The sequence below is a fragment of the Bradyrhizobium sp. KB893862 SZCCT0404 genome, assembly GCF_018130885.1.
Taxonomy (GTDB): Bacteria; Pseudomonadota; Alphaproteobacteria; order Rhizobiales; family Xanthobacteraceae; genus Bradyrhizobium; species Bradyrhizobium stylosanthis.
In genome coordinates this window covers 157,595-176,304 of the sequence record NZ_JAFCLT010000003.1, presented here as the reverse complement: position 1 = coordinate 176,304, position 18,710 = coordinate 157,595, and the positions used below count along the sequence as shown (strand labels likewise).

The window sequence follows — 18,710 nt, the reverse complement described above, 5'->3', positions numbered from 1 at the left end:
CTTTAGGCTGCCCGAACCTCGGACAGGAAGCGGCCGAGTTGCTCACTTAAATTGCCGGATTGCGTTGACAATTGATCGACGGCGCTCAGAACCTGAGTTGCGGCTGCGCTCGTCTTATCCGCTCCCTGTTGAACGCCTGCGATATTGAAATTGACTTCCTGCGTTCCGCTGGCTGCCTGCTGGATGCTGCGGGAAATCTCCCTTGTCGCCGAGCCCTGCTCCTCGATCGCGGCCGCTATGGCCGCGCCGATCTGATCGATTTCGGCAATGACGTCCGCAACGCCGCGGATCTCCGCCACCGTACCGTCACTGGCGGTCTGGATGGCCAGGATTTGCTCTGAAATTTCCACGGTGGCCTTGGCCGTCTGGCTCGCAAGAGATTTGACCTCTGCGGCAACCACTGCAAAGCCGCGCCCGGCTTCACCGGCGCGGGCGGCCTCGATTGTGGCGTTCAGGGCCAGCAGGTTGGTCTGCGCCGCGATATTCTGAATGAGCGTGACAACGTCGCCAATCCTCTTGGCCCCATCGGCCAATGTCATGGCCGTGATACCCGTGCGGCGCGCATTCTCGACCGCGCGTGAGGCAATCTCGGTCGACTGGGCAACTTGACGGCTTATTTCGGATATCGAGGAGCTCAATTCTTCCGTGGCGGCCGCAACCGTCTGTACGTTGCCCGAGGTATGCTGGCTCGCGCTCGCGACAAGCGCTGTTTGTTCACCGGTCGTAGACGCGATTGACGTCATCGATTGGGCTGCCTCTTTCATTTGCGCCGACGCCGATGCAAGCCCGCCCAGCAATTCCGATGCTTTGGCTTCAAAACCACGCGTCAAGTCATCCAGGAGATTGGCCCGTCGCATTTTGAGTTCGTTTTCACGCTCCTTTTCGACCGCCAATTGGCTGGCCTTGATCATGTTGTCCTTGAAGACACCGACGGCAGCCGCCATCGCGCCGATCTCGTCTGTGCGTTCGACGCATGGAATTTCCTTCCTGGTCTCCCCCTCTGCAAGGCTGGACATCCGCGCCGTCAACTTGACGATGGGGCCACACACGCGGTGCCGAACTATAGCTACAAGCCAGATGCTTCCCGCAGCAATACCTGCCAATCCGGCGAGAGCTACCCAGAAACTGAGGCGAGCTGTCGACGCCGCACTTTTGAGGACCTGTTCCGCATTGTCATAGAAGGCGTCGCGGACGTCGATGATCGATCCCAGTCCGCGCTGGGATTCTGCGAAGAAGGTATCGACATCGTGCGCGTATTTGCCGCTTGTTGCGCCTTCCTTGGCGAACCTGAGCTCTTCTCCAAATTTTTCCAGATAAGCCAGGTTCATCTGATCGAGCGCTGCCGAGACATTCGCAGGAGTTGTTGGATTTCCGCGTAACTCCTGCAGCCACACCATGATTTGATCGGTCCGGGCTTGCGAGCGGGCCACATCAAGTTTCTCCGCATCGGTTGCCACCCGTCCGGATCCGACAAGTCCTTTGTGCAAGGAGGAATTGATCCCACCAACCTCCCGCAATGTCATTGCGATATTCGCGTAACTCGCCTGCCGATAGGCCTCGCCGCTCAAAGTTGCCAGACGACGGACCTGTTCGTTGAGAAGCACGGTAATGTCGTGGTTTAGAACGGAATTGTCGGAAACGATCTTCTTCGCCGCGGGCCTTCGGTCGTCGACGGGACCTGCAATTGCCTTGTCTATGGCATCACGCAGAGCCATGAATTTTGCATCGACGTTGTCAACGCCGGCCGCAATGGCGCTTCCATCGTCAAGCGAACCTGGTAATTCGGCCCGCAATGCGCTCACTTTCTGCCGCGCCTTGTCGGTGTTGCTGCGAAATCTCGCATGCTCGGTCAGTTGTGACGGATTGATTGTCGCTGGCCCAAAGAGGAGATTTGTCGCAAAGCCGCGCTCGGGGCTCAGATAGCGGGGAATGTCACTCACGGCGCGAATTATGGCGAGCCGTTCCTGCGCTTCGGAAATGCGCGCCATCGTCTCGTACTTGGTTGCGGCGACATAGACGGCAAGACCGCTCCCGACGACCGAGAGCGAAGTGATCGCACTGGTCAAAGTCAAGCCGATTTTCATCTCAAAACTCCGGCGCAGGAAATGCACAACGTTAGGTTAGCGGAGTTAACGACACGTTCGATTCTTCGAAAGCCAGGCGAATAAGGTTATGCTGAACGTGCATAAGAATATCAGGAGAGAGCATTGGATTTTCTGAAGCGCCGACGGCATTTTAGAGCCTGGAACCCCTCAAGGGCGTTTGTATGAACTGGATCGTGACAAGCGCACAATCAATCTTCATCACCAAAAGCGCTGCGATGCACCGAAGGTACCCCCGCTCGCCAACGCGCCGGCAAAGACAGCGCAGTAGTTCGAGCGAAAAACTGCAAAGGTTCCGTCCTGAGCCGGTCTCTGATTCCGAATTCCGTCAATCCGTTGACGGTATCTAGCGGTGGCTTCGCTACCGTCTCGCCCGAAGGGGCGTTTCCTCCCAAGACTCGGTCGCCGATCATACGATCGGCGACCCTTTTGAGGGCATCTTTTTGCCTGGTGTTTGCAGCACCACGCGGTGTTAGGCGGGCCTCGCATGTACGACATTTATGTAAGCGGGAACAACGAACTCCTCGTCGTCCTTCGTGGGGATGCTGTGCCGTCGGCCCTCCAAAGACGTTGGCGGAAGAGGAGAAGCGCGGCGCGAGTAGTTAGTGATCCGATCCGGCAGGACGTCGAGCAACAAGGATTTCACTTCAGAAGCCTTGTCGGTCGGCGATCGAGGGCCGACGAGCATTTCTCGAAGTAGGGCTGAGCAGAGCGATGCCGGCTAGCTTATTCATTCTTGCGCCTTTGCCGGCTGCAGAGTCTGTTCTGAGAGCGACGTAAGCTCTGACGCCTAGTTGCTCATTTTATGGAGCGGGCTCTTGAAATACAAAATTCGTGTATTATGGTACGACGATAATAATTAACGGGAGGTTCAAACATGACGTGCCTTCGGTCGATATTCGGATTGGCTTTGGTCGGGTCGGTATTGCTGACCGTCCAATCCGCCCGTGCAGATGAACTCGTAGCCGGCTCCTATCCCGGTCAAATCTCGATCGCCGCTTTCGTGACGGCGCCTCCCGGTAAGGAGAAGGAGTTCATGGCAACGTTTGCCAAGTTCACGCAGGAGGTGCGGGCTGAACCCGGATGCGTCAATTTTGACGTTCATCAGAACTCGAAGATCTCCAATCGATTCTTTGTCTACGAGAACTTCAAGGACCAGGCAGCGTTCGATCAGCATGTCAGCGCCGCGCACACGAAAAATTTCGTTCAGTTCCTAAATTCGAGCGGCGGCGTTCTCCAATTCGAGAACTGGACCATGGTCACGGAACGCCGCGCCCCCTGATCACAAGTCGCGTTTGCAGTTCGGGGGCGGACGCAATGGCGCGGGCCGCGGCTAAGGCATCGCTTCGGATCGCGTACCTTGGCCGCGATGCGGCGTAGATCAACGATGTGCGAGGAATTTGTGAAGAAATATCAGATGTATATCGGTGGAAAATGGGAGGACCCGAGCTCCGGCGCGTGGTTCGAGACGCTCAACCCCTATACCGCCGAACCTTGGGCCCTGATCCCGCGTGGCAACGCCGATGACGCGGCACGCGCCGTGCAGGCGGCCCATCGTGCAATGCATGTCGGCGAGTGGCCGAAACTGAGCGCAACGCAACGTGGTGCGCTCATGCGCAAACTCGGCGACCTTATTGCCGCGAACGCGCAGCGGCTGGCCGAAATCGAGGTCAAGGACAATGGAAAGCTGATCAGCGAAATGCGGGGTCAGCTCAACTACATCCCGCAATGGTACTACTATTTCGGCGGCCTAGCCGACAAGATCGAGGGGGCGGTGCTTCCGATCGACAAGCCGAACATGTTCACCTACACAAAGCATGAGCCGGTCGGCGTCGTCGTGGGGATCATCCCCTGGAATTCGCCCCTCATGCTGGTGGCCTGGAAACTCGCGCCGGCGCTCGCGGCGGGCAATACCGTGGTACTGAAGCCGTCAGAGTTCACATCGGCGTCCCTCCTCGAGATGATGTCGCTGGTCGAGGAGGCTGGCTTCCCGCCGGGCGTAATCAACGTTGTTACGGGCTTCGGCAACGAGGTCGGGCCGTCGCTGATCGAGCATCCGCGGGTCGCAAAGGTCGCGTTTACTGGATCGGACGCGACCGGCCAGAAGATCTACGAGGGCGCGGCGCGGGGCCTAAAGCGGGTCAGCCTGGAGCTCGGCGGCAAGTCTCCCAATATCGTCTTTGACGACGCCAATCTCGACAACGCCGTCAACGGGGCGATCGCGGGAATCTTCGCGGCCGTAGGGCAAGCCTGCATTGCGGGGTCGCGCATGCTTGTTCAGGAGTCGGTGCACGATGCGTTCGTCGAAAAACTGCTTAAGGCGACGCGCACGATCAAGATGGGAGACCCGATGCTCGCCGAGACGCAAGTCGGTCCCGTCGCGAACATCCCGCAGTTCGACAAGGTCCTATCGTATCTCGACATAGCCAAGAAGGATGGTGCCCAGCTCGCGATCGGGGGTGACCGATCCTACCGTCCGGAATGCGGCAAGGGCCTGTTCGTCGAGCCGACCGTGTTTACGAATGTCCGAAACGATATGCGCATCGCCCAGGAAGAGGTTTTCGGACCAATTCTATCGGTGATCCCGTTCCGCGACGACGAGGAAGCCATCGAAATCGGCAACGACATTCTTTTCGGCTTGGCGGCTGGCGTCTGGACTACCAGCATGAAGCGGGCTCATGCGATGTCCGATCGGCTGAAGGCCGGCATGGTGTGGGTCAACACCTATCGCATGGTCAGCTACATGGCCCCCTTCGGCGGCTACAAGCGGAGCGGCCTTGGGCGTGAGAACGGTATCGAAGCCATTAACGAGTATTTGCAGACCAAGACTGTGTGGATCAGCACGGGCGACGAACCTTATCCCTTCGTTCTGAGATAGTGGCTGATGCGCCTGCCGGAACGTCACATTCGGCACGCCATCTCTTCGCAATACGAACGGCGCGCAGCAAGCGCGCCGGCACGGCAAAAAAGATCAATAAGGCGTCGAATCGCGGCGGGCGTCGCGGATTCGGTAACGGGGAGGAGAATTCAGGTGAGCGATTCACGCAGAGAATCCGCCGGTCAGCCAGCATCGCGTCGCCGCTTCATGAGAGTGGTCGCAATCGGTCTGATCGCCACACCGGCCGTCCTTCGCGTCACTCGTCTTCATGCGGCCGAATTCACCCTGAAGGCCGCCAACAACTCGCCGGTTACCCATCCCCTGACCATCCACATGTCAGCGGCGATGGAAGCCATTCGCAAGGAAACCAACGGTGCGGTCGACATTCAGATGTTTCCCAACAACCAGTTGGGGTCTGACACCGACATGCTGAGCCAAGTCCGTTCGGGGGCGCTCGAATTCTTCACCGTGTCGGGGTTGATCTTGTCGACTCTGGTTCCGACCACGTCGATCAACGGCATGGGGTTCATCTGGACGAATTACGACAACATCTGGCCGGCGATGGATGGAGAACTCGGAGCATACATTCGCGGTCAGGTCGATAAAGCCGGGCTCGTAGCGTTCGAGCACATCTTTGACAACGGCTTCCGACAGGTGACCTCCTCCGGGCGTCAGATCAAAAGTCCTGACGATCTTAAGGGCTTCAAAATCCGGGTGCCGCCGAGCCCATTGTATACTTCCCTATTCAAGGCGTTCGAAGCAGCGCCCGTCACGATCAATTTTGCCGAGACCTATTCTGCCTTGCAGACGAAAGTCGCGGAAGGTCAGGAGAATCCGCTGGCGATCATCGAAGCGGGGAAGCTGTACGAGGTCCAAAAGTACCTCGCCAAGACAAACCACATCTGGGACGGCTTTTGGTTTCTAGCCAATGGTAAGGTTTGGAAGGGTCTGCCGAAGGATGTCCAAGGCATCATCAGCAAGAAAGTCAACGAAGCTGCGCTTGCACAGCGGAAGGACATCTTCGCGCAAAACGCATCGCTCGAGAAGAACCTCACGGCTCAGGGCCTGACGTTCAACGACATCAATTCCGCCGCGTTTAGGTCGAAGCTTCAGTCCATCGGATTCTATCAGGAATGGAAGGCCAAATTCGGAAACGAGGCTTGGACAGTACTGGAAAAGTACGTCGGTCCGATCTCCTGAGGACGTGCGCGATGGTTTCAGCAGAGACGACGATCGAGACGCGCCAGACGCTTTCCCTCTCGTGGCTCTCTACCTGCGAGAACGTCCTCGGGCGAACAGTAGAAATAGCGGCCATGGGCCTTGTCGTGGTCGAAACGCTTGTCCTGTTCGCAGGCGTTGTGAGCCGGTACGCGTTCCATCGGCCCCTGAGTTGGTCGGACGAGCTGGCCTCCATTCTGTTCTTGTGGCTGGCCATGCTTGGAACGGTCATCGCCTTTCGTCGCAACGAACATATGCGAATGACGGCTCTTATCAGCCTTGCATCTCCGCGAAGATGGCCATTCTTCGAGGCGTTCGCCCTTGTCGCCGCCCTCTGCTTTTTGCTCGCGATATTCTATCCGTCGATCGAGTACGCTCTTGACGAGATCGCCATTGTCACTCCGGCCATGCAAGTCTCGAACATCGTTCGATCCGCCGCGCTACCATTGGGCTGTGGCTTCATGCTGTTGTTCGGGGCGATCCGCTTCGTCCGGCTTCACCGGCTAGCCGATCTGTCGAAGGCGCTGACCATCATCGTCTTGGTCGGGCTCGCGCTGGTTCTCGCGAAGCCGCTGATCATGGGAATCGGAAATTATCGGCTCCTCATCTTTTTTGTCTTATTGGTCGGCGCGGCCGTATTCTCCGGCGTTCCGATTGCCTTCTCGTTCGGCCTCGGCACGCTTGCCTATCTGTTTCTCGCGACGCGCGTGCCGATGACCGTCATTGTTTCGCGCATGGACGAGGGGATGTCGCATCTCATCCTGCTGTCGGTGCCCTTGTTCGTTTTCCTGGGCCTGTTGATCGAGCTCACCGGCATGGCGCGCGCCATGGTCAATCTTCTGGCTAGCCTGATCGGCCATTTGAGAGGCGGACTTTCCTACGTCCTGCTTGCGGCGATGTATCTTGTTTCAGGCATCTCGGGATCAAAGGCCGCCGACATGGCGGCTATTGCGCCAGTGCTTTTCCCGGAAATGAAGAGGCGCGGAGAAAAGGGAGGTGAACTCGTGGCTCTCCTCACGGCTTCTGGCGCCATGTCTGAAACCATCCCGCCAAGCCTCGTTCTCATTACGATCGGCTCGGTGACAGGAGTGTCCATTGCCGCACTGTTCACCGGTGGGCTTATCCCGGCGTTCGTCCTGGCGGTTGCGCTCAGCATCGTCGTCTGGTGGCGTTCACGAAAAGCCGATCTGTCGCATGTCAGGCGTGCGGGCGCTTCGGAGATTGGAAGGGCCCTTCTTGTCGCCGCACCCGGGATCGCTCTTCCGTTTCTTATTCGCGCGGCTGTGATCGAAGGAGTCGCCACGGCGACCGAAGTTTCGACGATTGGCATCATCTATACGTTGCTCTACGGGCTCGTGGCTTGGGCGTTTTTCGGTGCGAGGATCGGGTGGAGCCGCTTGGGAACCGTCTTGCTTGAAACCGCGGCTTTGTCGGGCGCCATCCTTCTGATCATCGGGACGGCGACAGCCATGGCATGGGCGCTTACGCAGTCGGGCTTTTCGCGACAGCTCGTCGCCGCGATGAGCACAATGCCCGGAGGCCAGTACGGATTCCTGGCGATTACGATTGTAACGCTCATCGTACTCGGCTCGGTCCTTGAAGGTATCCCGGCCATCGTTCTCTTTGGCCCCCTTCTGTTTCCGGTGGCAAAGGCCATGGGAATAAACGAGGTCCATTACGCAATGGTCGCCATCCTCGCCATGGGCATCGGGCTTTTCGCTCCGCCCTTAGGCATCGGCTACTACACGGCTTGCGCCATCGGCAAAGTCGATCCGACCGAAGGAATTCGCCCCCTCTGGCTCTACCTGGTCGCCCTGGTCCTAGGTCTCATCGCCGTGGCTGCCATTCCCTGGCTGACCACCTGCATGCTTTGAGCCGTCTCACAAATTCCGATGCCGGCAAGGCATCGAGAATGATCCGAGCTGAGGAGCTTGGCGCGGATCAGACAGTACGAGAACGAAAATCAGAAGGGAGTAACGCAATGAGAATGCTGAGGCTTGCCGCGCTGGTCGCGGTGGGGCTGTCCGCCTTGTACGCGCCGGCGCGTGCGCAGAGCGTCGATCCAACCAAACCGATCGCGCTGAAGGGCGCTACGCTCATCGATGGCCTCGGTGGCCAGCCGGTTGCGAATTCGGTCGTCATCATCGAAAGCGGCAAAATCTCTGCCGTCGGTCCATCAGAGTCGATCAAAATTCCGCCGGCAGCCCAGGTCATCGATCTTGCTGGCAAGTCGATCATCCCCGGCCTGATCTCAAACCATTCTCATCTTGGCATTGTCAAACAACTGAAGGCCAGCCCCGACAACTACAATCGCGAATATATTCTGTCCCAGCTTCGCCAGTGGGAGGCTTATGGCGTGACCAGCCTGACGTCGCTGGGATTGAATGCTCCCCTGTTCTACGAACTGCGCGCGGAGCTCCATGCTGGCACAGCGCCCGGCTCGGACATCTTTGGAGCCGACCGCGGCGTCGGTGTTGCCATGGGCGCTCCGCCTGTCTCCATCGTTCCGGTCGGGCCCGACCAGATCTATCGTCCCGACACGCCAGATGCTGCCCGCGCTGCCGTGAAGGAGATGGCAGGTCGAAAGACCGACCTCATCAAGGTGTGGCTTGACGATTTTGGCCACTCACTCCCCGTCAAGGTCAAGCCGGAAATTTACACGGCTGTCGTCGATGAGGCCCACAAGAACGGAATCAGGGTCGCTTTTCATATCAACGATATCGAAGACGCTCAGGCCGCTCTCAAAGGCGGAGCCGATATCCTGGCGCACGGCATTCGCGACAAGGAAGTCGATGCTTCGACGATCGATCTGATGAAAAAAGGCGCAACCTGGTATATCCCAACGCTGGCGCTCGATGATTCCAATTTCATCTTCGCTGACAAGCCGCAGATCACCAACGATCCTTTTGTGCAGCTCGGCCTCGACCCTGCCGCTAAGGCGCTGTTCAACGATCCCGCTTGGCGCGAGAAGGTCCACAACGCACCCGGCTCGGAACGCGCTCGCGCCGCGCTCGCGATGAACGAGAAGAACCTGCTTACCCTCTACAAGGCAGGCGTGAATATCGGCTTCGGATCGGACTCCGGCGTTGGCCTGCGGTTCCCGGGTATCGCAGAGCACCGCGAGCTCGATCTGATCGTGGAGTCCGGTCTGACGCCGCTCCAGGCCATAACGATCGCCACCAGCAATGCAGCCAAGCTGCTCAAGCTTGATGATCGAGGTGTCCTTCAGGCGGGCAAGCTCGCAGATATCGTCGTGCTGGATGCAGATCCGTCCGCAAACATCGCGAATGTCCACCGGATCTCCGCAGTCTGGCATCGTGGTCGTCCCGTTGCAGGGCCGATTGCTGCATTCGCGCAGCATTAGCGCCGTAGTTGTTGCGGGCGGCGACCGGTTAACGCTCGCCGCCCGCAGGGGACGGACAGGCCTTAGTGCGGTAATACTTGACGGAGGAATTTTTGCGCGCGTTCTGTTCGAGGATTCTCGAAGAATTGTTGCGGCTCCGCTTCCTCGACTATGCGGCCGTCCGCCATAAATACAATCCGGTTTGCGACGGCGCGTGCGAAGCCCATTTCATGAGTGACGCAGACCATTGTGATATTGGATTTGGCTAGGTCGATCATGACATCCAGGACCTCTGCGATCATCTCAGGATCCAGTGCCGATGTCGGCTCGTCGAAGAGCATGATGTTCGGTCGCATGCAAAGCGCCCGCGCTATGGCAACTCGTTGCTGCTGACCACCGGACAATTGTCCGGGGTATCGATCTGCGTAAGCGGCAATGTGAACTCGTCGCAGCAACTCCATCGCAATGTCTGCAGCCTCGGAAGAGGGCAGCTTTTGCGACCAGATTGGAGCCAATGTGCAGTTCTCCAGCACTGTCATGTGTGGAAAAAGATTAAACTGTTGGAACACCATGCCGACGTTCTGTCGAACGACCGAGGCGTTCTTCAGGACGCTCATGTCGTGCCCGTTAACAGTCAGTCTTCCGGAGCGATAAGGTTCCAGGCCGTTGAAGCAGCGCACCAAAGTTGACTTGCCCGAGCCGGATGGGCCGCACACCACGACGTGCTCGCCGCGACCGATGGCGATATCGATGTCATGCAGAACATGATGTGCTCCAAACCACTTGTTCAGGCCCTGAGCTACGATCGCTTCAACCCTGCTTGTCACCGTTGTTACGTCGTTGCTCATGACGGCTCCCGCGTGGACACGCGAAGCGCGTCAATGTCGGAGCACACCCAGACGACGGTCGCATCGTCGGGGCTCGTCGAGATCAGGGCGTGGCCCGATCGGCTGTCGAAGTAGGCGCTGTCCCCGGCGTCGAGTTCTAGCGGTTCGTAGTGTTCGCTGTAGAGCCGCACCGAGCCAGAGAGCACGTAGACAAATTCTTCCCCTTCATGCGACGGCAACCGGCCGAATTCTCGAACGCTCCTAGCTTTGACCGTCGCAACCAGCGGCAGGAAGTGTTTTTTCGACACGTCGGGAGCCAAGGCTTCGTAGACGTAGCGCGGCGAGTTGTACTTCGCACCGGCGCCGGACCGGGTCACCCCACGGCGCCCGGTTGGGGCTTCCGTGAGGTTCATCCGGAAAAGTTCGGCGACCTCAACGCCCAGTCCTATCGACAGTCCGAGAATGACCTCATAACCGGGCAGCAATTGCCCGGTTTCAATCTTCGAGATTGTTGAAGTTGATACGCCTGATCGTTCCGCCAATTCAGCGAGCGTCAGACCTGCTCGCTTGCGGAGCGTCTTTACGATCCCACTGATCTTTACAGATTGATCGCGGTCGGCTGCGAGCGGCAGGAGCGTGGGTTCACGTTCGGACATAGACTTTCCTATCACAGAAATATTCTTATAGGCGATATTTTTTCTAATAAGAAATTTTATTTGCCAATCCTCCAAAGATGTGCCTTCATTATCTCTGCTGTCAATCCGAGGAAAGGCGCGAAAATGAAAACTAGTGAGAAAACTCGGATAGTGAGCTCGATAGTCGCTGCGGTGGCGATCAGCGCGGCACTGCTTCCGCTGGCGGCGTCAGCGCAATCGGCCAGTGCTCTAGATGCGGTGAAGGCTCGTGGCAGTCTCCGCTGCAGCGCTCACAACGGGAGCTTCGGCGGATTCTTCGAAATCGACGAAAAGAGCAATTGGAAGGGCTTTGATATTCAGTTCTGCAAGGCCGTCGCCTCTGCCATCCTGGGATCGCCCGACAAAGTGACATACGTTCCGCTGAGTTGGGCGCAGAGATTCCCATCCGTGCAGTCAGGCGATGTCGATGTACTTTTCAAAGCCACGGGTTGGACATTATCGCGCGATGCGACCCAGGGTCTCGACTTCAGCCTTCCATATTTTCTTGGAGGTTTCCAATTCATGGTCCCGAAGTCTGCCGGGGTAACGAAAGCCTCGGACCTCAAGGGCGCCACCGTTTGCACTGCTGCCGGCACAAGCCTCGAGCCAATTCTTGCCGACTTCATGGCCAAGGAAGGCTTCACGTTCAAAATCGTCACCTACGAGCGCGGCGAGGAAGAACTGTCTGCGTATCTCAGTGGGCGATGTGACGCGGAAGCTGCTTGGGGGCCCAGCCTTGCCGTTACTCGATCAACGAGGATCAAGAATCCCACCGAGCACGTTGTTCTCCCGATAACCCTTACGCTGGAGCCGATCGCCGCCGCATACAAATCAGGTGACAAGAAGTTCGGCTTGGTCGTGGATTGGGTTATCGCTGCGATGATCAAGGCCGAGGAACTCGGTATCTCCAGTCAGAACGTCGATAAGGCGTTGTCGGAAGCAAAGGCCAATCCGTCTGCCAATCCTCCTGTAGCTCGACTGTTGGGTGTCCAGCCTTACTATGGTGCAATGCTCAATCTGCCAGATCGGTGGGCCTATGACGTGATCAAACACGTCGGCAACTACGGGGAAGTCTATGACAGGGAGCTAGGAGAAAAGTCGCCTTACCACCTGGACCGCGGATTTAATCGGCTGTGGAAGGACGGCGGTCTCATCTACGCTCCCGTTCTGGATTAGGGTTTCGAGTGCTGAGCAATGAGTCCATCATCGGCTGCGGATATTAAGCGGCTGCAACTAACGCCTGCGTCGATATTCATGGCAGTCGTCGTCGCGGCCACCACTGCCGGGCTGATGCTGGGGCTGTTCGACTTCCTCATTCGGCCGACGGGCTGGCAGATGGGCTTCTCGATCTTGCCGCAACGCTCTTCGGATCCATACTGGTGGACGATCGGCCTATCGTACCTCAACACAGTTGTTCTCGCTCTTCTTGCAGTGATCGTTGCGACGGTGGTCGGAACTGTGATGGCGATCATCATCGTGGGGAGAAACCCTGTATGGAAGATGGTGGCCGTAGCCTACGTCCAGCTATTCAGAAATATGCCTTTACTACTACAGGCGCTCTTCTGGTTCGCCGTAATTGCGCACGGGCCCGCTCCACGGCAGGCGTATTCCTTTATCGGAGTACGTTTAACCAACCGTGGCATGGAGATCCCGATTTTAACTCTGAGTGGGTTGATTGCGTTGACTGCAGGGCTATTCACGCTGCTTGCGGTTTTCTGGGTGAGTCGAAGCTTCATTCCTCCGCAATGGGGCAGGCTGGGCTTTGCTTCGCTCGCATCCTGCGGTGCGATTGGTGTGGCGTACGTATTCTCTATTCCGGAATCGATGGTGAGCTTTCCCCAATTGCAAGGCTTTAGTTTCGCGGGCGGACTGCACGTGCCAACCGAATTTCTGGCGATCTGGATAGCTCTTTCCATGTATGGGTCAGCGTATGTCGCTGAAATCGTCCGAGGCGGCTTTCAGACCGTGCCGGTTGGAATGATCGAAGCGGCCAAGTCTCTTGCGCTTCCATTGTGGGCGATAGAGGCGAAAGTGCGGATACCGGTAGCGCTTCGCGCGATCGTCCTGCCACTCGCCAGCCAGTTCACTGTGCTAATAAAGGCCACGTCGATAGGTCTTGCGGTGGGGTTTACCGATCTATTCGCAGTCACGCTCATGTCAATCAACCAGTCGGGGCGCACAATCGGCCTGCTCTGGTTGATGACGGTTGGCTTCGTCCTGATAAATCAGCTCATTCTGTCCCTGTTCGGGTTCATCAATCGTGCTGTCGAGATTCCGAACTATGGTCAACGGTGAACGCCTGAGAGCTTTCCGCTCGAATACAGATATCGTGTCGATTGCTTCAAGTGGCGTTGGCGCGTTGCTGCTGGGGTGGGCTTCCTGGAGCCTCTTGCAATGGGGAATCCTCGATGCAACATGGAATGCGGATAGCTATGCGAGCTGTAAACCGAGTGGTGCATGCTGGGCTGTCATTCCTCGACGTGTCGGACTAATTCTCTTTGGACTTTATCCAGCCGAAGAGAGATGGCGCGCTGGCCTCGCGGTCCTGCTCGTTTTTGCCTTCATTCTTCTATTGCCTTGGTTGGGAACCAGGCGACCCAAGCGCTTACTGGCGGCAACCGTCGGCGTGATCGCGGGATTCCTCGGGCTTCTCTACGGCGGGCTGGCGGGACTGACCTACGTTCCTACCGACGTTTGGGGAGGCTTGGCTCTCACCTTGTTCCTTTACCTTATTGGCTGCTTGGTTGGCATGCCGATTGGAGTGATGTTGGCTCTGCTGCGTCGCTCTCGGACAGGCTGGATCGCGGGACCAACGGCGGTCGTTGTCGACGGCGTGCGATCCCTGCCGATGGTGATGGTGCTTTTTTCCATAGCAGTGCTCGCGCCGTTGGTATTCCCGGGGGCTCTGGCGGGTGGCAAGCTGTGGCGAGTTGCCCTCGCATTTGCCTTCGTGAACGGCTGCTATCAGTCGGAAATCGTTCGCGCGGGCCTCCAGGCAATTCCATTCGGCCAGGCAGAGGCGGCGAGCGCACTCGGACTTTCCGTCATCCACCGGATGCGGTTGGTTTTGCTACCTCAGGCGATCGCTAACGGATTCCCGGCGACCGTCAACCTGCTGGTCGCCATGTTCAAAGAAACGTCCATCGTCGCGGTTATCGGCTTCTTCGATTTCACAGCTTCCGCGCAATCGGCGTATGGAAACGCGGAGTGGGCCAATGCCTATGTGGAGGTGTATGTCTTCATAGCGGCAATCTACTTTGGTGCCGCTGGCCTCATCGCGTGGCTCGGGGGTAGAATCAACAGGGAGCTTCGTAAGCCCTATGAGCGCTGAGCAGTTTGATTATGTGACGATGTCGGTCTTTAGCCGATTGCCCGGTGGTGGGAATCCGGCTGGCGTGTGCTCGTTGGGCCAATGGCCGCTGGACGCAACAATGGGGAAACTTGCAAGCGCAATCGCGTTGCCGGTGACGTCATTCGTGGTCGAGGAGTCGGGCGGCATAGGGTTGCGCTGGTTCAGCCGTTCCGGAACCGCAGTTGCTTCCATGTGTGGCCATGGAACGTTAGCCGCTGCAAAGTTTGTCGGCGATCGTCACCCCGAATGGATGAGCTTTGTCTTCAATACTTCCGGCGGCTCGGTCCTTGTTGAACGCGAAGAAAGCAACTTTGCAGCCACTCTCCCGCGCTGGGAATCGACCACAACCGAAATTCCTCCGGGCCTTTCGGAGGCGCTTGGAGCCATCCCGGTCGAGGTGCTGGATGCAGGGCGGGACCTGATTGCGGTCTATCGCCATGACAGCGAGGTTCGCAACCTCGTGCCTGACATGGGCGCACTGCGTGCCTTCGGCCGGCGCGGAATCATCGCAACAGCTCCAGGTCGCGACTACGATTGCGTGTCTCGTTTCTTTTGTCCGACATTCGGAATAGGAGTCGATGAGGATCCCGTAACCGGCTCTGCCCATTGCTCGATCGCGCCGCTATGGGCAGATCGTCTCCAGAAAACGAGACTAAGAGCCTACCAGGCCTCGGAGCGCGGAGGCGAGCTCGTCTGCGACGTATCATCCACTGGCGTTCGAATCTCCGCATCCGTCGCGGTGGCGGGAGCAGGATCCTTGGTCTTCGAGGGCGGAATTTTTTAGCGACTTGCGAAGAGGCATTATGTCGTGCGGGAATGAAGTCTACCTTAGCTTTCCTGAGCTTGTAGAAATCTTGGCGGATGTTTTCGCCAAGAATGGCGTGACAAGGGATTCAGCCGCACTGCTTGCCGCAAATTGCGCCTCGTGCGAACGCGACGGGTCTGCCAGTCATGGCGTATTTCGCATGCCCGGCTACGTTGCATCGCTCCGTAGCGGGTGGGTCGATGGTGCGGCCGAGCCCATCCTGGAGAATACCGCTCCCGCGCTTCTCCGTTGTGATGCCAAGAACGGCTTTGCTCAAGTTGCGCTTGAAGCCGCAAAGCCGCTGCTGCTGGAGAAGATCAAGGAAACAGGCGTCGCATTACTGTCCATAAGGAATTCGCATCACTTCAGCGCATTATGGCCCGATGTAGAACCCTTCGCCGATCAAGGGCTAATGGCCTTGTCAGTCGTCAACAGCATGGCATGCGTCGCTCCCCACGGAGGTCGGAAGCCAGTCCTCGGAACCAACCCCCTGGCATTTGCTTGTCCCGTTGCGGGTTTTCGTCCCTTTGTATTTGACCAGGCATCGAGTGCAATTGCTCATGGAGACCTCCTGATCGCCGCCAACGAGGGACGCCAACTCGCGCCGGATCAGGCGCTCAATTTGGCAGGAGAGCCTACGACCGATCCGAATGCTGTCTTATGTGGTGGAACTTTGTTACCGTTCGGCGGCCACAAGGGGGCGTCTATTGCGCTAATGGTTGAAGTTCTGTCGGCGGCTCTGAGTGGTGGTGCGTTTTCCCACCAGGTCGACTGGACTGATTTTCCCGGCGCACAGACTCCCAGAACTGGTCAATTTCTGTTGTTGATTGATGGGCGGCGCGGCAACCCGACCGATTTCCAAATGCGGCTTCGTGGCTTGCTGGAGGTCGTAAAGGAGGCCGGACAGGACCGCCTGCCGGGCGAGCGGCGCTTTGCCTACCGTTCGCTGGCACAGAGCCGCGGAATTCCGCTGTCGCGACGTCAGCTCGAAGATCTACGCGAGTTGGCGATCCGCCAAAGAATGCATCCGGCTCATTAGACTAGACTAGTTTTGGATCGATACGCTGCGTCTCCGAAGAATGTGGAGGTCGCTGCGAACAAGCGCTTTCGACATCCAAGCGACAGTGCACGGCGATGGAATTCAAGTGGCGCCGAGCGAAATAGTGACAATGCCTTTCAACGTTTCTCCTGGTTCGAGAACAACCGTTCCGGTGCCTTGGTGCCCTTCGGCGAAGAGGTTGAATCCATCAGCGACGTGGCTGACGGGCTCAGCGCAGAGATGTTCTGCACTGGCCGGTCGATGCAGGACAAAGTGTGACAATGTCGAATCAGCCTCCATCTTAATCCGGTCGCCGTTCGCGCGGTCAATGACGCAAAGTCCACGCCATCCGCTGCGATAAAGCGTCACCTCACCGGGGGGGAGCGGACCAGACTCGTGCGGCGCGGAGTGATCTCGGGGGAGATCGGCGCGATAGTCTGTCGTTACGGGCCAATCGATTGGAGCGTCGAACGCGATGCGGTCGTCCAGGTCGTGCTGGAAATAAGGATGAAGGCCGATGCCTGCTGGCATCGGCGCTGGCCCATCGTTCTGAAGACACAACGAGATGCGCGCACGAGTAGGTTCGAGATCAATACCCTGTGTTGCGCTGAATGGCCAAGGCCACTCGGAGCCTCCCGAATACACGTATCGCATCGTTACGTGCGAGCGCGTCAGCGACATCGTCTCCCAGGCCATCCGATGAGCGTGCCCATGCAACGTATGCGGGTGGGCGTCGGGGAGCGATGGCAGATCGTACTGCTTGCCACGGAAACGAAGTATACCATCCTTGACGCGGTTGCTGTAGGGGATAAGGGGATAGATTCCACCTTTGGGCCAACGCAGCAATTGCGCCGGCTCGACATTGCCCGGAAATGGACGCAACACGCATTTCGCCGATTCGTCCAGATCGCTGCTGCATAGCTCAAGTGACGTTACGCGCCCGCCCGCTGACGCCAAGAAGCCAAGACGAGCCGCACCGGCGGTCAACGTGTACATGAAGTGCCCATCAAACTGATCGGGTTCGCTGCAAGGCTGGTCGATCTGACCATCTCGCACCAAGTCCCTGGTAGTAGCGCTTGTTCGTGGTCGTCTAGTGCTCCGCCGCCTCCGATACAAAGGCGGCCAACTCGGGAGTGGTCGGCGCGCGCAGGATGTCCGAAGATCCCATTTCGTGAACCTTGCCATCCCGCATGTAGATCACCCGGTCGGCCACCTTGCGGGCGAACGTCATCTCGTGAGTCACCAGGATCATGGTCATTCCGTCGCCGGCGAGCTGCTCCATGACGCGCAGGACCTCGCCGGTGAGTTGCGGGTCGAGCGCCGAAGTGACCTCGTCGAACAGCATCAGCTTGGGCTCCATGGCGAGGCTGCGGGCGATGGCCACGCGTTGCTGTTGGCCGCCTGAGAGTTGCTCGGGATAGCAATCCATCTTCTCACGGAGCCCCACCTTCGCAACCACGGAGTCAGCGATCCCGCGAGCTTCACGCCGCTTCATCCCTTTTACTAGGCGTGGCGCAAGCATGACGTTCTCCGCAACTGTGAGGTGCGGGAAGAGGTTGTAGCTTTGGAAAACGATTCCAACGTCGCGTCGCAACGCCCCCAGGTCGACGTCCGTATCATGCAGTTGATGGCCGCAGATGAGCATCGATCCGCCCTGGATCGTCTCCAGCCGATCCATGCAACGCAGGGCCGTGCTCTTGCCCGATCCGCTCTGTCCGATGATCGCGGCGACCTGTCCCTTGTTGACCTCGAAGCTGACGCCTTTGAGGACTTCCAGCCTGCCAAAGCTCTTATGAACGTCCTTGAGTTCAACGATTACCGACATTGAGCTTCCTTTCGAGCGCTCTGCTCTGGACCGACAGCGGATAGCAGATGGCGAAGTACATCAACGCCGCGATTCCGAAATAGAGGAATGGTTCAAACGTTGCGTTATTGATGATCTTGGCATTGTAGGAGAGCTCGGCATAGCCGACGACGAGCGAGGCGATCGAGGTGTTCTTGACGATCTGGACCATGAACCCGACTGTCGGCGGAATGGCTATGCGCAGGGCTTGCGGCAGGATGACCGCTCTCATGCGCTGCCATCGGCTCAGGCCGAGACATTCGGCCGCCTCCCACTGCGGCCTTGCCACCGCCTGAATGCACCCCCGCCAGATCTCGCCGAGATAGGCACTGCTGTAAAGCGTGAGCGCAGAGGTCGCTGCGACCAGAGGTGACAGCGATTCGTAGCCGAGAATACTCGGCCCATAGAAGCAAAGGCCCATCAGCACGAGGAGCGGCAGGCCCTGCAGGACCTCGATATAGGCCGCTGCCCCGCATGAAATCAGCCATATGGGCGAGATACGGGCGAGCCCGACGATGAACCCGATCAAGCCGCCGAACAGGAATGTCAGAACACTCAGGACTGCCGTCCCCCAAAGGCCCCACAGCAGCGAGCCAACATAAGCGCTATTCATTGGCCGTCTCCCGTCG

General features: G+C 58.1%; 16 protein-coding genes. 10 read left to right on the top strand and 6 right to left on the bottom strand.

Annotated features, from left to right (window positions below; translation table 11 throughout):
• Nucleotides 1–2: 2 nt before the first annotated feature.
• The gene (locus tag JQ617_RS14795) at nt 3–2,084 is read right to left on the bottom strand and encodes a methyl-accepting chemotaxis protein (protein WP_212026953.1); all 2,082 of its coding nucleotides are present in this window, start codon (nt 2,082–2,084) and stop codon (nt 3–5) included.
• An 895-nt stretch (nt 2,085–2,979) separates the two neighbouring features.
• Here JQ617_RS14795 and JQ617_RS14790 point away from each other — a divergent pair.
• The 5 genes from JQ617_RS14790 (at nt 2,980) to JQ617_RS14770 (ending at nt 9,562) form a co-directional block, all read left to right on the top strand.
• Nucleotides 2,980–3,384 (top strand): putative quinol monooxygenase, encoded by a 405-nt coding sequence (locus tag JQ617_RS14790; RefSeq protein ID WP_212026952.1) that lies wholly within the window; start codon nt 2,980–2,982, stop codon nt 3,382–3,384.
• Nucleotides 3,385–3,504: 120 nt separating this feature from the next.
• On the top strand, nt 3,505–4,980 hold the full coding sequence (locus JQ617_RS14785) for an aldehyde dehydrogenase (protein WP_349630616.1): 1,476 nt from the start codon (nt 3,505–3,507) through the stop codon (nt 4,978–4,980).
• A 207-nt stretch (nt 4,981–5,187) separates the two neighbouring features.
• Nucleotides 5,188–6,180 (top strand): TRAP transporter substrate-binding protein, encoded by a 993-nt coding sequence (locus tag JQ617_RS14780; protein ID WP_212027427.1) that lies wholly within the window; start codon nt 5,188–5,190, stop codon nt 6,178–6,180.
• Nucleotides 6,181–6,191: 11 nt separating this feature from the next.
• Nucleotides 6,192–8,072, top strand: a complete 1,881-nt coding sequence (locus JQ617_RS14775) for a TRAP transporter large permease (RefSeq protein ID WP_212026950.1) — start codon at nt 6,192–6,194, stop codon at nt 8,070–8,072.
• A gap of 107 nt (nt 8,073–8,179) precedes the next feature.
• Entirely contained in the window at nt 8,180–9,562 is a 1,383-nt protein-coding gene (locus JQ617_RS14770; RefSeq protein WP_212026949.1) for an amidohydrolase family protein, read from the top strand.
• Nucleotides 9,563–9,624: 62 nt separating this feature from the next.
• On the opposite strand, the gene JQ617_RS14765 is transcribed toward JQ617_RS14770, so the two are convergent.
• Together JQ617_RS14765 and JQ617_RS14760 are read right to left on the bottom strand one after the other, a co-directional pair.
• Nucleotides 9,625–10,389 carry an amino acid ABC transporter ATP-binding protein gene (locus JQ617_RS14765; protein ID WP_212026948.1) on the bottom strand — a complete coding sequence of 255 codons (765 nt, stop codon included), beginning with the start codon at nt 10,387–10,389 and terminating at the stop codon, nt 9,625–9,627.
• The gene (locus JQ617_RS14760) at nt 10,386–11,024 is read right to left on the bottom strand and encodes a helix-turn-helix domain-containing protein (protein WP_212026947.1); all 639 of its coding nucleotides are present in this window, start codon (nt 11,022–11,024) and stop codon (nt 10,386–10,388) included. Before JQ617_RS14760 ends, JQ617_RS14765 begins: the two co-directional genes overlap by 4 nt.
• Nucleotides 11,025–11,174: 150 nt before the next feature.
• Between JQ617_RS14760 and JQ617_RS14755 the strand changes: the two genes are divergently transcribed.
• The 5 genes from JQ617_RS14755 (at nt 11,175) to JQ617_RS14735 (ending at nt 16,238) form a co-directional block, all read left to right on the top strand.
• Complete coding sequence (locus tag JQ617_RS14755; protein WP_212026946.1) at nt 11,175–12,218, top strand: amino acid ABC transporter substrate-binding protein; 1,044 nt, start codon at nt 11,175–11,177, stop codon at nt 12,216–12,218.
• A 78-nt stretch (nt 12,219–12,296) separates the two neighbouring features.
• Entirely contained in the window at nt 12,297–13,337 is a 1,041-nt protein-coding gene (locus JQ617_RS14750; RefSeq protein WP_212026945.1) for an ABC transporter permease subunit, read from the top strand.
• Nucleotides 13,324–14,373 carry an amino acid ABC transporter permease gene (locus JQ617_RS14745; RefSeq protein WP_212026944.1) on the top strand — a complete coding sequence of 350 codons (1,050 nt, stop codon included), beginning with the start codon at nt 13,324–13,326 and terminating at the stop codon, nt 14,371–14,373. The genes JQ617_RS14750 and JQ617_RS14745 overlap by 14 nt, the downstream gene beginning before the upstream one ends.
• Nucleotides 14,363–15,178 (top strand): PhzF family phenazine biosynthesis protein, encoded by an 816-nt coding sequence (locus tag JQ617_RS14740; RefSeq protein ID WP_212026943.1) that lies wholly within the window; start codon nt 14,363–14,365, stop codon nt 15,176–15,178. Before JQ617_RS14745 ends, JQ617_RS14740 begins: the two co-directional genes overlap by 11 nt.
• Before the next feature lie 19 nt (nt 15,179–15,197).
• A complete protein-coding gene (locus JQ617_RS14735; protein WP_212026942.1) occupies nt 15,198–16,238 on the top strand; it encodes an Ldh family oxidoreductase in 1,041 nt (346 codons plus the stop codon).
• Between the two features lie 102 nt (nt 16,239–16,340).
• Here JQ617_RS14735 and JQ617_RS14730 read toward each other — a convergent pair whose 3' ends face one another.
• The 3 genes from JQ617_RS14730 to JQ617_RS14720 all read right to left on the bottom strand — a co-directional run bounded on the left by JQ617_RS14730 (nt 16,341) and on the right by JQ617_RS14720 (nt 18,694).
• On the bottom strand, nt 16,341–17,234 hold the full coding sequence (locus JQ617_RS14730) for an aldose epimerase family protein (protein WP_212026941.1): 894 nt from the start codon (nt 17,232–17,234) through the stop codon (nt 16,341–16,343).
• A gap of 94 nt (nt 17,235–17,328) precedes the next feature.
• The gene (locus JQ617_RS14725; RefSeq protein ID WP_212026940.1) at nt 17,329–18,063 is read right to left on the bottom strand and encodes an amino acid ABC transporter ATP-binding protein; all 735 of its coding nucleotides are present in this window, start codon (nt 18,061–18,063) and stop codon (nt 17,329–17,331) included.
• Nucleotides 18,047–18,694: an amino acid ABC transporter permease gene (locus tag JQ617_RS14720; RefSeq protein WP_212026939.1), complete on the bottom strand. Its 648-nt coding sequence runs from the start codon at nt 18,692–18,694 to the stop codon at nt 18,047–18,049. The genes JQ617_RS14725 and JQ617_RS14720 overlap by 17 nt, the downstream gene beginning before the upstream one ends.
• Nucleotides 18,695–18,710 lie beyond the last annotated feature (16 nt).